The sequence below is a fragment of the Prauserella sp. PE36 genome (assembly GCF_003311655.1).
Taxonomy (GTDB): Bacteria; Actinomycetota; Actinomycetes; order Mycobacteriales; family Pseudonocardiaceae; genus Prauserella_A; species Prauserella_A endophytica.
The window spans coordinates 60,453-74,447 of record NZ_QEQT01000072.1; the positions used below are offsets into that span (position 1 = coordinate 60,453).

Sequence of the window (13,995 nt, forward strand, 5' to 3'; positions counted from 1 at the left end):
CCTAGCTGGGCGTCTACCGGGCGCTTTGCGCACCTGACAGTGCGGGGATGCGTGGTCCGGTGTGGACGATGCCGAGGCGTTTCGTGGCTCGCGTCAGCGCGACGTAGAGATCGTTGAGTCCGCGCCGGGACTCCGCGACCACCTCGTCGGGGGCGACCACCACGACGGCGTCGAACTCCAGCCCCTTGGCCCGGTCGACCGTGAGCACCGACACCCTCGGGTTGTCGTCCTCTGCCGTGGTGCCCCCGGCGCCGGCCAGCTCCGCCGACAGCGGTCCCTCCAGGCCGGCTGGCACCAGCACGGCCACCGTGCCGCCCTCCACCTCGGCCAACTCCTGGTCCACAATGGACCGGGCTTCGCCCACGACGGCGTCGCGGGGCAGCTCGCGCTGCCACGGCTCCATCCCGGTCTCGCGCACCGATGTCGGCGCGCGCAGCTCCGGGGCGATCTCGGCGAGCACCCCGGCTGCGAGGTTCATGATCTCGGCGGGCGTGCGGTAGTTCACCGTCAGCTCCCGCAGCCGCCACCGGTCGGTGACGTAGGGCGTGAGCACGTCCGCCCACGACGACGTGCCCGCTGGCGAGCCGGTCTGCGACACGTCGCCCACGATCGTCATCGACCGGCTGGGGCACCGGCGCATGAGGATGCGCCAGTCCATCGCGGAGAGCTCCTGTGCCTCGTCCACGATCACGTGCCCGAAGGTCCACGTCCGGTCCTGGGCGGCACGCTGGGCGGCGGTCAGCACGCTCGCGGCGTCCTGCCGCTCGGCCAGCAGCTCGGCGTCCAGCACGTCGGAGACCCGGATGCGCTCCTCGTCGAAGATCTCCTCGTCCTGTTCGAGGATGTCGAGCACGCCCTCGGCGTAGGCCTTCTCCTCGCGTTCGCGCTTGGCCCTGCGGGCGCGGATCTCCGTGTCGTCCTCGCCGAGCAGCTCGGCGAGCTCGTCCAGCAGCGGGACGTCGGCCGGCGTCCACAGCGAGCCGGGCAGGCGCAGCAGCACGTCGCGCTCGTCGTCGGTGAGGTGCCCGCGCGTGGCGGAGTCGAGCCGGGCAGGCGAGGTCAGCAGGTCGGCCAGCAGCTCCTGCGGCGTGAGCTTCGGCCACAGCCCGTTCAGCGCGGCCAGCACGGCCGGGTCCTCGGCCAGCTCCTGCCGGATGGTGGCGAGGTCGCGAGCGTCGAGCAGCTCGCCGTCGTCGGTCTCGTCCTCGGCGAGCGGGATGTCGGGCACGTTGTCGAGCACAACGGACTCCAGCCGCTGCGCCGACTGCGCGGCCAGCGCGTCGAGCAGCTCGTCGACGAAGCCGCGGCGCGCGAGGTTGTGCGGCTTGAGGGTGTTCCTCGCCCGCTCCCTCGCCCGCTCGCACGTGGCCCGGTCGAGGGTCAGCGTCTCGCCCTCGACCTCGATCTCCAGCACGTCCTCGGGCACGGTCTGGCGGTCGCGGACGGCCTGGGTGAGCACATCGACCATCGTGAGCCTGCCCTTGATCTCGGCCGCCTCCGGCGAGTCGGCGCCCGTGGCCGCGAGGCCGGGGAACAGCTCTCCGACGGTCGAGAGCAGCACGCCCGTCTCGCCCAGCGACGGCAGCACCTGGCCGATGTAGCGCAGGAACGTGCTGTTGGGGCCCACCACGAGCACGCCACGCGTGTCGAGCTGACGCCGGTAGGTGTAGAGCAGGTACGCGGCCCGGTGCAGCGCGACGGCGGTCTTGCCGGTGCCAGGGCCGCCCTGGACCACCATGACGCCGCCGAGGTCGGCGCGGATGATGCGGTCCTGCTCGGCCTGGATGGTGGCGACGATGTCGGACATCGCGCCAGTGCGCCGCTTCTCCAGCGCCGCCAGCAGCGCCGCCTCGCCCGCGAGCCCCAGGTGGTCGCTGCTCTCGGCGGAGCCGAGGTCGAGGATCTCGTCGTCGACGCCCACGACCCGCCGGGTCAGCGTGCGGATGTGGCGTCTGCGCCGCACGCCGTCGGGCGAGGCTGCCGTCGCCAGGTAGAACGGGCGCGACACGGGCGCACGCCAGTCGATCAGCAGCGGCTGATAGTCGTCGTCCTCGTCGAACAGCCCCAGCCTGCCGATGTAGATGGGCGAGTCACCGTCGTGGCCCTCGGCGAAGTCGAGCCTGCCGAAGCACAGGCCCTGCTCCACCGAGCTGAGCTGTGCCAGCCGGTCGCTGTGCGTCGCCGTCGCGGCCTCCCGCTCGGCCTGTGCCTGCGGGCCGCTGCCGCCCGAGCGCAGCGCCTCGGTCAGCCTGCGCGAGGCCAGCTCCCGCTCGGTGTCGAGCTTGGCGTAGAGGAGCGAGAGGTACTCCTGCTCGGCGGCGATGTCGGCGGACTTGCCGTCGTCGGACGGGGACACGGACAAGGGCAGCCTGCTTTCGAACGACGGGAATCGGTGGCCGAGTCATAACGAACACCGGCTCGCGAGAATTCCCCGCCCCGCCGGGCGGCGCCGGACTCAGAAGGGCAGGCCCAGCACCGGCAGGCCGATCGCGGAGTCGACGGCCAGCGCGCAGAACACGATCATCAGGTAGGTGTTGGACCGGTGGAACAGGGCCATCGGCTTGGTCTCCACCCCGCGCCTCACGGAGGAGTACAGGCGGTGGGCGTAGAACAGGAACCACGCGCCGGCCAGCGCCGCGAAGGACGCGTAGAGCCAGCTCGTCGCCGGGGCGAGCAGGAGCGTCCAGCCGACCATCACCCACGAGTAGATGACGATCTGCTTGGCCACGTGCTGCGGCGTGGCCACCACGGGCAGCATCGGCACGCCGGCCCGCTCGTAGTCCTCGCGGTACTTCATGGCGAGCGCCCACGTGTGGGGCGGCGTCCAGAAGAAAATCACGCCGAACATCACGAAGGCCGGCCACTGCACGGTGCCCTCCACCGCGGCCCAGCCGATCACCACCGGCATGCAGCCGGCGGCACCGCCCCACACGACGTTCTGCGGCGTGCGCCGCTTCAGCACGAGCGTGTAGACGAAGATGTAGAAGAGGATCGTGGCGATCGCGAGCAGCGCCGCCAGCAGGTTCACGGTGAGATAGAGCACCGCGAACGAGGCGCCGCCGAGCGCGAGCCCGAAGATCAGCGCGCCGCGCCTCGGCACGGAGTCGCGAACCAGCGGGCGCCGCTTGGTCCGGTTCATCACCTTGTCGATGTCGGCGTCGATCACGCAGTTGAGCGCGTTGGCGCTGCCCGCCGCCATCGTGCCGCCGAGAAGCGTGGCGAGCACCAGCCACGGCGAGGGGATCTCGCGCCCCGCGAGGAACATCGCGGGGATCGTGGTCACGAGCAGCAGCTCGATGACCCTCGGCTTGGCGAGCGCGGCGTACGCGCCGACCACCTGGCGGAAACCTCGCCGGCCACCGGCTGGGGACTCACCGGTGGGATGCACGGCGCTGGTGTTCTCACTGCGACCGTGCGCAGCGTGCACCAACGACATTTCGCTCCCTGCGTCAGATCGGGGTCGGCAGCCCTGCCACTGCTCAGCGGCCACTGCCTTGACAGATCGTAGTAGAAGGCGTTCCGGGGCCCCGTGGCGGCATCGCGCGGAAGAGACGTGCGTCGCATGCGGGGCCGCCCGTTGGTGCCCCCGCGAGCAAACCGGGTACCTACTAGGCTGGCCCTCGTCGATCGCGGATCCCGGGTCACCTCGCAAGATTGCAGGATAACGGGCTCCGGATCGATTAAGGTGGGTGGCGGCCGGGCGCCACCGGGTAACCACGAAGAGCTACTACGCGCAATCGACTCAGGAGCCGAGTTCAGTGTCGGAAAACGCCACGACCGCCGAGAACAACCCCCTACTGCGCCGGAACTACCCGGCCGACTGGACCGAGCTGGACACCCGCGCGGTGGACACCGTCCGCGTACTGGCCGCCGACGCGGTGGAGAACTGCGGCAGCGGTCACCCCGGCACCGCCATGAGCCTGGCGCCGGTGGCCTACTCGCTGTTCCAGCGCGTGATGCGGCACGACCCGAGCGACCCGGAGTGGCCGGCCCGTGACCGGTTCATCCTCTCGGCGGGGCACAGCAGCCTGACGCTCTACATCCAGCTCTTCCTCGCCGGCTACGGCCTCGAGATGGAGGACCTCGAGCAGCTGCGCAAGTGGGGCTCGAAGACCCCTGGCCACCCCGAGTACCGGCACACCCCCGGCATCGAGACCACCACCGGACCGCTCGGCCAGGGCCTGGCCAACGCCGTGGGCATGGCGATGGCCGCCCGGCGCGAACGCGGCCTGCTCGACCCCGACGCGCCGCAGGGCGAGAGCCTGTTCGACCACCACGTCTACGTGATCGCCTCCGACGGCGACATCGAGGAGGGCGTCACCTCCGAGGCCTCCTCGCTCGCGGGCCGCCAGGAGCTCGGCAACCTCGTGGTGATCTACGACGACAACAAGATCTCCATCGAGGACGACACCAACATCGCGCTGTCGGAGGACACCGCCAAGCGCTACGAGTCCTACGGCTGGCACGTGCAGATCGTCGACGGCGGCGAGGACGTCGTGGCGTTCGAGCAGGCCATCGAGGCCGCCAAGGCCGAGACCACGCGCCCGTCGTTCATCCTGCTGCGCACCGTGATCGGCTACCCGGCGCCGAAGAAGATGGGCACCGGCAAGGCCCACGGCGCCGCGCTCGGCGCCGACGAGGTGTCCGCCGTCAAGGAGATCCTGGGCTTCGACCCGGAGAAGAGCTTCCAGATCGAGAACGAGGTCCTCGCCCACACCCGCAAGGCGCTCGACCGCGGCAAGGCCGAGCACACCAAGTGGCTCCAGTTGTGGGAGTCCTGGGCCGAGGCCAACCCGGAGCGCAAGGAGCTGGCCGACCGCCTGGCCACCCGCTCGCTGCCGGCCGGCTGGGCCGAGAAGCTGCCGAGCTGGGAGCCGGACGAGAAGGGCATCGCCACCCGCAAGGCCTCCGGTGAGGTGCTGTCGGCCGTCGCCGACGTGCTGCCCGAGCTGTGGGGCGGCTCCGCCGACCTCGCCGAGAGCAACAACACCACGATGAAGGGCGCCGACTCGTTCGGCCCCGAGAGCGCCTCCACCGACATGTGGAAGGCCAACCCGTACGGCCGCACGCTGCACTTCGGCGTCCGCGAGCACGCGATGGGCTCGATCCTCAACGGCATCGCGCTGCACGGCGGCACCCGGCCCTACGGCGCCACGTTCCTGATCTTCAGCGACTACATGCGTCCCGCGGTGCGGCTCGCCGCGCTGATGAAGGCGCCGGTCGTCTACGTGTGGACGCACGACTCGATCGGCCTCGGCGAGGACGGCCCCACCCACCAGCCGATCGAGCAGCTGGCCTCGCTGCGCGCCATCCCCGGCCTCAACGTCGTGCGCCCCGCCGACGCCAACGAGACCGCCGCCGCGTGGAAGGCCGTGCTGGAGGACACCGACGCGCCGTCCGGCCTCGCGCTGACCCGGCAGAACGTGCCGGTGCTGGAGGGCACGAACGCCGAGGGCGTCGCCAGGGGCGGCTACGTGCTGGCCGAGGCCTCCAACGGCAACCCCGAGGTCGTGCTCATCGCCACGGGCTCCGAGGTACAGCTGGCCGTCGAGGCCAGGAAGGTCCTCGAGGCCGACGGCGTTGCCACGAGTGTGGTGTCCATGCCGTGTGTCGAGTGGTTCGACGCGCAGGAGCAGAGCTACCGCGACGCCGTGATCCCGCCGACCGTCAAGGCCCGCGTGGCCGTCGAGGCCGGCATCGCACAGCCGTGGCACCGCTTCGTCGGCGACGGCGGCGAGATCGTGTCCATCGAGCACTTCGGCGCCTCGGCGGACTTCAAGACCCTGTTCCGCGAGTTCGGCTTCACGGCGGAGGCCGTGGTCGCCGCGGCCCGCCGCTCGCTGGAGAAGAACTCCTGACAAACAACTCCCGACTATCAAAGGGGAACACGTCATGAGCAACACCGACCGGCTGGCCCAGCTCTCGCAGGCAGGCGTGTCGATCTGGCTCGACGACCTGTCGAGGGAGCGGCTCACCTCGGGCAACCTCGCCGAGCTCATCCGCGACAAGCACGTCGTGGGTGTCACCACCAACCCGACGATCTTCGCGGGCGCGCTGTCCAAGGGCGAGGCCTACGACGAGCAGGTGCGCGAGCTCGCCGAGCGCGGCGCCGACCTGCACGCCGCGGTGCGCGAGCTGACCACCACCGACGTGCGCAACGCCGCGGACCTCTTCCGCGACGTCTACACCGCCACGAACGGGGTCGACGGCCGCGTCTCCATCGAGGTCGACCCCGGCCTCGCGCGGGACACCGAGAAGACCGTCGCCGAGGCGCAGGACCTGTGGAAGACGGTCGACCGCCCGAACATCCTGGTGAAGATCCCGGCCACCGAGCAGGGTCTGCCCGCGATCACGCGGACGCTCGCCGAGGGCATCAGCGTCAACGTCACGCTGATCTTCTCCGTCGAGCGGTACCGCGCCGTCATCGAGGCGTTCTTCGCCGGGCTGGAGCAGGCCAAGGCCAACGGCCACGATCTCAGGGGCATCCAGTCCGTCGCGTCGTTCTTCGTGTCCCGGGTGGACGCCGAGGTCGACAAGCGGCTGGAGGCCATCGGCACCGACGAGGCGCTGGCCCTTCGCGGAGAGGCCGCGATCGCCAACGCCCGCCTCGCCTACGCGGCGTACGAGGAGCTGTTCGCCTCGCAGCGGTGGGCCGCGCTCAAGGCCGAGGGCGCGAACCCGCAGCGCCCGCTGTGGGCCTCCACCGGCGTGAAGAACCCGGAGTACTCCGACACGCGCTACGTCGACGAGCTCGTGGTGGCCGGCACGGTGAACACGATGCCGGAGAAGACGCTCTTCGCCGCCGCCGACCACGCCGAGATCGTGGGCGACAAGGTGAGCGGCACCGGCGCGCGGGCGCAGGAGGTGTTCGACAAGCTGCGTGCCATCGGCATCGACGTGACCGACGTGTTCCTCACTCTGGAGAACGAGGGCGTCGAGAAGTTCGACAAGTCCTGGGCCGAGCTGCTGGACACCGTCACCGGCCAGCTCGACAAGGCGAAGGGCTGAGCCGGCGATGGCTGGAGAACGGACTTCAGTCACGATCGAAGACACCGCACTCGACACCGCGGCCGCGCCGCTGCTCGACAAGCTCGTCAGCGACGGGGTGGCGAGCAAGGTCGGCGCCCAGGACGCCACGCTGTGGGGCGCCGAGGCGGAGTCCGAGGCGTCCATCCGGCTGTCCTGGACCACCCTGCACAGGAGCTCCCGCCCGCTGATCGGCGAGATCGAGGCCCTGCGCACCGAGCTGCGCTCCGAGGGCGTCGACCGCGTCGTGCTCGCCGGGATGGGCGGCTCGTCACTGGCGCCGGAGGTGATCACCGGCACCGAGGGCGTCGCGCTGACGGTGCTGGACACCACCGACCCCGGCCAGGTCGCCGACGCGCTCGCCGGCGACCTGGACCGCACGGTGATCGTGGTGTCGTCCAAATCCGGCACCACGGTGGAGACCGACAGCCACCGGCGGATCTTCGCGAAGGCGTTCGCCGACGCGGGCATCGACGCGGCCCGGCGCATCGTCGTGGTCACCGATCCCGGCTCACCGCTGGCGGAGCTGGGCGAGACCGAGGGCTACCGCAAGGTGTTCCTCGCCGACCCGAACGTCGGCGGCCGCTACTCGGCGCTCACCGCGTTCGGGCTCGTCCCGGCCGGGCTCGCCGGCGCCGACGTGGCGCGGCTGCTCGACCAGGCGGCCGGCGTCGCCGACACGCTCACGGCCGACTCGACGGACAACCCGGCACTGCGGCTCGCGGCGGCGCTCGGCGCCGCGCACGCCGACGGCGCCGAGAAGGTCGTGCTCGCCGACACCGGCTCCGGCATCACGGGCCTCGGCGACTGGGCCGAGCAGCTCATCGCCGAGTCCACGGGCAAGCAGGGCACCGGCCTGCTGCCCGTCGTCGTCGAGGGCCACACCGCACCCGGCTTCACGAGCGCGGGTTCCGACGCGACCCCGGTCGCCGTCGGCCCCGCGTCGGGTGAGGCCAAGGTCGCCGTCACGGGCCCGCTCGGCGCCCAGTTCCTGCTGTGGGAGTTCGCGGTGGCGATCGCGGGCAGGCTGCTCGGGATCAACCCGTTCGACCAGCCCGACGTGGAGGCAGCGAAGAAGGCGGCCAGGTCGCTGCTGGACGACCCGGCAGCGCTCACCGGCTCCGCCGAGCCGTCGGCGGTGCTCGGCTCCGTCGAGGTGTACGGCGGCGCGGGAACCACCGGAGAGGGTTCGCTGACCGACGTCCTGCGGGAGTTCCTCGACAGCGCCCCCGAGGGCGGCTACGTGGCCGTGCAGGCCTACCTCGACCGGCTCGACGACGCGTCGGCCTCGCTGCTGCGCCCCGAGCTGGCCAAGCGGACCGGGCTGCAGACGACGTTCGGCTGGGGACCCCGGTTCCTGCACTCCACCGGCCAGTACCACAAGGGCGGCCACCCGAACGGCGTCTTCCTGCAGCTCACCGGCACGCCGGAGAACGACCTCGAGGTGCCGGACCGGCCGTACACGCTGGGCCAGCTGCAGCGGGCGCAGGCGCTGGGTGACGGTCAGGTGCTCGCCGCGGGCGGCAGGCCCGTGCTGCGGCTGCACCTCACCGACCGGGCCGCGGGGCTGGCCGAACTGATGCGCGCCGTACAGGAGCTCGCTTCATGAAACGAGGGTGGACCAACCCGCTGCGGGATCCCCGCGACAAGCGGCTGCCGAGGATCGCCGGGCCCTCGGGCCTGGTGATCTTCGGCGTCACCGGGGACCTCTCGCGCAAGAAGCTCATGCCCGCCATCTACGACCTCGCGCACCGTGGCCTCCTGCCGGCCGGGTTCTCGCTCGTCGGGTTCGCGCGGCGGGACTGGGAGGACCAGGACTTCGGCGAGCTCGTGCACGACTCGGTGGCCGAGCACGCCAGGACGCCGTTCCGCGAGTCGGTGTGGAACCGGCTCGCCGAGGGCATCCGCTTCGTTCAGGGCACGTTCGACGACGACGACGCGTTCGACCGGCTCGCCCAGACCGTGCACGACCTCGACGAGGCGCGCGGCACGGGCGGCAACACCGCGTTCTACCTCTCCATCCCGCCGTGGGCGTTCCCCGTGGTCACCAAGCAGCTGGCGCGCTGCGGGCTCGCGGAGTCCAGCGAGGACGTGTGGCGCAGGGTCGTCATCGAGAAGCCGTTCGGCCACGACCTCACGAGCGCCAAGGAGCTCAACGCGGTCGTCAACGACGTGTTCCCCGAGGAGTCGGTGTTCCGCATCGACCACTACCTCGGCAAGGAGACGGTGCAGAACATCCTGGCGCTGCGCTTCGCCAACCAGATGTTCGAGCCGATCTGGAACGCCAACTTCGTCGACCACGTGCAGATCACGATGGCCGAGGACATCGGCCTCGGCGGCCGCGCCGGTTACTACGACGGCATCGGCGCCGCGCGGGACGTGATCCAGAACCACCTGCTGCAGTTGCTTGCCCTCACGGCGATGGAGGAGCCGGTCTCCTTCCACCCGAGAGCGCTGCGCGCCGAGAAGGTCAAGGTGCTCAGCGCCACCAAGCCCGTCGGGCCGTTCGACGAGACCACGGCGCGGGGCCAGTACGCGGGCGGCTGGCAGGGCGGCAAGAAGGTGCCGGGCCTGCTGCAGGAAGGCGGCTTCTCGAAGGAGTCGACCACCGAGACCTACGCCGCGGTGACGCTGGAGGTACAGAACCGGCGCTGGGCCGGGGTGCCCTTCTACCTGCGCACCGGCAAGCGCCTCGGCCGCAGGGTCACCGAGGTCGCCGTGGTGTTCAAGCGGGCGCCGCACCTGCCGTTCGACTACACGGCAACCGAGGAGCTGGGCGAGAACGCGCTGGTGATCCGGGTGCAGCCGGACGAGGGCATCACGATGCGGTTCGGCTCCAAGGTGCCCGGCACCACGATGGAGGTCCGCGACGTCACGATGGACTTCGGCTACGGCCACGCGTTCACCGAGACCTCGCCGGAGGCGTACGAGCGGCTGATCCTGGACGTGCTGCTGGGCGAGCCGTCGCTGTTCCCCGTGAACGAGGAGGTCGAGCTGTCCTGGCAGATCCTGGACCCGGTTCTGGAGCACTGGGCCAAGCGCGGGGCGCCCGAGCCGTACCAGCCGGGCTCGTGGGGGCCGCCGTCGGCGGAGGCGATGCTGGAGCGTTCGGGTAGGCACTGGAGGCGGCCGTGATCATCGATCTGCCATCGACCACGACGTCCCAGCTCAACAAGAAGCTGGTCGAGCTGCGCGAGCGCGGTGGCGCGATCGCGCTCGGCCGCGTGCTCACGCTGGTGATCGCCGCGGAGGACGACGAGCAGCTCGAGGATGCCATCGACGCGGCGAACGAGGCCAGCCGCGAGCACCCGTCGCGGGTGATCGTGGTGGCCAAGGGCGCCCGCACGGCGGCGCCGCGCATCGACGGCCAGATCCGCGTCGGTGGCGACGCGGGGGCCAGCGAGGTGATCGTGCTCCGGCTCTACGGCGCGCTCGCGAGCCAGGGCCAGAGCGCGGTGGTGCCGCTGCTGCTGCCCGACGCCCCGATCGTCACGTGGTGGCCGGGAAGCGGGCCGAAGGCACCGGCGAGGGACCCGCTGGGCGAGCTCGCCCAGCGGCGGATCACCGACTCGGCCGCGGAGAAGAACCCGATCAGGGCGCTGATGACGCGGGCGAAGTCCTATGTCGACGGTGACACCGACCTGGCCTGGACCAGGCTCACCAACTGGCGGGCGCAGCTCGTCTCGGCGCTGGACCTGCCGCCGTACGAGCGGGTCACCGCGGCGTCGGTGACCGGGGAGGCCGACTCGCCGTCCACCGAGCTGCTGGCGGGCTGGCTCGCCGAGTACCTGAAGGTGCCGGTGAAGCGGGTCAAGACCACCACGGCTCAGGGCATCGTGGCGGTGTCGCTGGAGCGCCCCTCCGGCGCGATCGAGATCTACCGGCCCGACGGCCGCACCGGCACGCTGACCCAGCCGGGCCAGCCGACCCGGCGGATCTCGCTGCACCGCAGGGACAACCGCGACTGCTTGATCGAGGAGCTGCGCAGGCTGGATCCGGACGAGATCTACGAGGCCGCGCTGCTGGGACTCGGCAAGCTGTCGGCGGCCCGCAAGAAGCCGGCGGCCGGCAAGGCCGCCGCGACGAAGACGAAGGCGAAGGCATGAACCCGGCCTCGGAGGTGGTGGTCTACGCCAACCCCGGTCTGCTCGCGGCCGCGTGCGCGGCCCGGCTGGTGACGAAGCTGGTGGACCTGCAGGCCGCCAGGGGGTCGGCGTCGCTCGTGCTGACCGGAGGGGGCACCGGGATCGCGATCCTGGAGCAGCTGCGCCACTCCCCCGCACGGGACGCGATCGACTGGGCGCGGCTCGACCTGTACTGGGGCGACGAGCGGTTCGTGCCCGCGGACGACCCGGAGCGCAACGAGAAGCAAGCGCGCGAGGCGCTGCTGGACCACGTGCCGGTGGACCCGGCACGGGTGCACGCGATGGCGCCGTCAGACGGCGAGTTCGGCGACGACCCGGACGCGGCGGCGGCCGCCTACGCCGACGTGCTGGCCGCGAACGCGCGGCCGGAGGACCACGGCCCGGTGCCGACGTTCGACGTCATGCTGCTCGGCCTCGGCGGTGAGGGCCACACGGCGTCGATCTTCCCCGAGTCGCCCGCCGCGTACGAGAACGAGCGGTCGGTGGTGGCGGTGCGCAACTGCCCGAAGCCGCCGCCCACCCGCGTCTCGCTGACGTTCCCGGCGATCCGCAGCGCGGCCGAAGTGTGGCTGGTGACCACGGGCGAGGCCAAGGCCGACGCCGTGGCGCTGGCGCTCTCGGGTGCGGGCGAGGTGCAGCTGCCGGTGGCGGGCGCGCGGGGCAGGCGCCGCACGCTGTGGCTGCTGGACAAGGCCGCCGCGGGCAAGCTCGGCGACGTGCCGACATCGCCTCGCGTGTAGGCGGTTTTCACCGGCACACGCCACCGTTTCCCCTGGCCCCGCACACACGGACGCGTGACACCGTGTGTGCGGGGCGTTAACTTCCGCACACTTTTTCAGGTTTTCGCGTCCCAAACCCGTCCTCATGACCTCTCATTGTCGAGTCCACAAGACGAGAGGTCCAAGCCATGACCACAGAGGGAATGACCATCCCCGGGGTTTCGGTCGGCGGCCCAGGCGCGGGGGCCGCCGACCGCGCGCGGTCGCGCCGGACGACCGTCCCGAGAGCGACGACAGCACTGTGGAACCACCCTGGCGTGCGCAAGGTCGCGGTCGACGCGGCCGTCATCCTCATCGCCGTACTCGACGTCTGGCTGGTGATCCCGGAAGGCGCCGAAAAGTACTCCGTCTGGCTCTCCGCGGCGAGCTGCGTGGCGCTGGTGGCGCGCCGCTGGCTGCCGTTCACGGTCGTGCTGCTGACGTTCCCCGGGTTCATCGCCGGGTGGGCGCAGCTGGCCGCGATGATCGCGCTGGGCTACCTGGCGACCCGCAAGCAGATGCACTGGCAGACCTGGGTCGGCGCGGGGCTCGTGTGGCTGTCCAGGTTCGTGCTGTGGCCGCTGCCGGACTTCGTCGCGCTCACGTGGCGCGAGCACGCCCTCTCGGCCATCTACGGCGTGATCGTCGCCGGGATGCCGGTGGCGATCGGCCTGCTCATCGGGGCGCGGCAGGAGTTGGCCGCCCGGCTCGCGGAACTGGCGGCCAGCCGCGACCGGGAACGCAAGCTGTACGCCGAGACCGTGCGCGCGGACGAGCGGGCCCGGCTGGCGAGGGAGATGCACGACGTCGTCTCCCACGACATCACCCTCATCGCCATGCAGGCGGGCGCGCTGGCCGCCATCAGCCCGAGCGGCGACGCGGAGCGCACGGCCCGCACGATCCGCCAGCTGTCCACGCGCACTCTGGAGGAGTTGCGTGCGCTCGTGGGCGTGCTGCGCTCCGGCACCGAGGACGACGGCCCACAGCCCGACCTCGCGGACCTCTCGGAGCTCATCAGGGCCGCGGACGTGCCCGTGCAGCTCGCCGTCGAGCGGGTGCCGGAGGACCTGCCGCCGAAGGTGTCCGCGGCGGCGTACCGGACCGTGCAGGAGTGCCTGACGAACGTCCGCAAGCACGCACCGGGCGCGACGGCGTTCGTGCGCCTGCGCGGCGACCAGGAGGGCCTCTCGGTCGAGGTGAGCAACGACCGGCCGGACGAGCCGCACGGCGGCGCCGACGAGTTCCCCTCCGGCGGCTACGGGCTCACGGGCCTCGCGGAGCGGGCGCGCCTGCTCGGCGGCACCTTCGAGACCACGCCGACGCCGGACGGCGGCTGGCGGGTGGCCGCGAAGTACCCCGTGTCGTTCTGACTCTGGGCACGACGGCGGCCGCCGGGCGGGTGCCCGGCGGCCGTCGTCGAGCCGACTCTCAGATCTGGCGGCGCTGCCGCAGCCGCTCCAGCGCCTCGGCGAGGATGGCCTCACCGTCGGCGTCGCTGCGCCGCTCCTTCACGTACGCCAGGTGAGTCTTGTACGGCTCCGTGCGCGGAGCCGCGGGCGGGTTCTGCTCGTCCTGTCCGCCCGGCAGCCCGCACCGAGGGCAGTCCCACTCCTCCGGAACCTCGGCATCCATCGCGAACGACGGCCGGGATTCATGCCCGTTGGCACACCAGTAGGACACCCGGCGCCTCGGAGCGGCCTCCCCACGCTCCGACTCGCCGGAGGGACCCGCCCCGACTCTCGTGCCTCGAATCGCGTTACCGCCAACCATGCTTCCTCACACCCACCAGTGAAGTTGACGTACCCCGCCAGGCACGCCGATTCCGATCAGATCTTCAGCAGCAGACCGAGACCGATGATGGAGATGATCCATACGGCGCCGAGGCCGAGCGTGATGCGGTCGAGGTTCTTCTCGGCCACGCTCGACCCGGCCAGGCTCGACTGCATACCACCACCGAACAGGGAGGACAGCCCGCCACCGCGGCCACGGTGCAGCAACACCGCAACGATCAGCAGCACGCTGGTCGCGATCAACAGGATCTGCAGGAAAAGCTTCATGTCATCCTC

Annotated in this window: 11 protein-coding genes; 7 read left to right on the plus strand and 4 right to left on the minus strand. The window is 71.4% G+C overall.

Translation table 11 applies throughout. The features are described from left to right. Positions 1 to 13: 13 nt before the first annotated feature. Entirely contained in the window at positions 14 to 2,362 is a 2,349-nt protein-coding gene (locus DI005_RS19805; protein ID WP_199543015.1) for an ATP-binding domain-containing protein, read from the minus strand. Positions 2,363 to 2,455: 93 nt separating this feature from the next. Next, complete coding sequence (locus DI005_RS19810) at positions 2,456 to 3,436, minus strand: heme o synthase (RefSeq protein WP_112274421.1); 981 nt, start codon at positions 3,434 to 3,436, stop codon at positions 2,456 to 2,458. A gap of 322 nt (positions 3,437 to 3,758) precedes the next feature. Here DI005_RS19810 and tkt point away from each other — a divergent pair, with 322 nt between their 5' ends. The 7 genes from tkt to DI005_RS19845 all read left to right on the plus strand — a co-directional run bounded on the left by tkt (position 3,759) and on the right by DI005_RS19845 (position 13,299). Then, positions 3,759 to 5,858 (plus strand): transketolase, encoded by a 2,100-nt coding sequence (gene tkt / locus DI005_RS19815; protein ID WP_113643071.1) that lies wholly within the window; start codon positions 3,759 to 3,761, stop codon positions 5,856 to 5,858. Between the two features lie 34 nt (positions 5,859 to 5,892). Continuing rightward, positions 5,893 to 7,008, plus strand: a complete 1,116-nt coding sequence (tal, locus tag DI005_RS19820; protein ID WP_112274425.1) for a transaldolase — start codon at positions 5,893 to 5,895, stop codon at positions 7,006 to 7,008. Between the two features lie 7 nt (positions 7,009 to 7,015). Then, complete coding sequence (locus DI005_RS19825) at positions 7,016 to 8,635, plus strand: glucose-6-phosphate isomerase (protein ID WP_112274426.1); 1,620 nt, start codon at positions 7,016 to 7,018, stop codon at positions 8,633 to 8,635. Next, a complete protein-coding gene (gene zwf, locus DI005_RS19830; RefSeq protein WP_112274428.1) occupies positions 8,632 to 10,161 on the plus strand; it encodes a glucose-6-phosphate dehydrogenase in 1,530 nt (509 codons plus the stop codon). Before DI005_RS19825 ends, zwf begins: the two co-directional genes overlap by 4 nt. Continuing rightward, complete coding sequence (gene opcA / locus DI005_RS19835) at positions 10,158 to 11,132, plus strand: glucose-6-phosphate dehydrogenase assembly protein OpcA (protein ID WP_112274430.1); 975 nt, start codon at positions 10,158 to 10,160, stop codon at positions 11,130 to 11,132. Before zwf ends, opcA begins: the two co-directional genes overlap by 4 nt. Next, on the plus strand, positions 11,129 to 11,911 hold the full coding sequence (pgl, locus tag DI005_RS19840) for a 6-phosphogluconolactonase (RefSeq protein WP_112274432.1): 783 nt from the start codon (positions 11,129 to 11,131) through the stop codon (positions 11,909 to 11,911). Before opcA ends, pgl begins: the two co-directional genes overlap by 4 nt. 167 nt (positions 11,912 to 12,078) lie before the next feature. Then, a complete protein-coding gene (locus DI005_RS19845) occupies positions 12,079 to 13,299 on the plus strand; it encodes a sensor histidine kinase (protein WP_113643072.1) in 1,221 nt (406 codons plus the stop codon). 58 nt (positions 13,300 to 13,357) lie between these two features. On the opposite strand, the gene DI005_RS19850 is transcribed toward DI005_RS19845, so the two are convergent. Both DI005_RS19850 and secG read right to left on the minus strand, forming a co-directional pair. Next, entirely contained in the window at positions 13,358 to 13,699 is a 342-nt protein-coding gene (locus tag DI005_RS19850; RefSeq protein WP_110339356.1) for an RNA polymerase-binding protein RbpA, read from the minus strand. Positions 13,700 to 13,755: 56 nt separating this feature from the next. Then, positions 13,756 to 13,986, minus strand: a complete 231-nt coding sequence (gene secG / locus DI005_RS19855) for a preprotein translocase subunit SecG (RefSeq protein ID WP_112274436.1) — start codon at positions 13,984 to 13,986, stop codon at positions 13,756 to 13,758. Positions 13,987 to 13,995 lie beyond the last annotated feature (9 nt).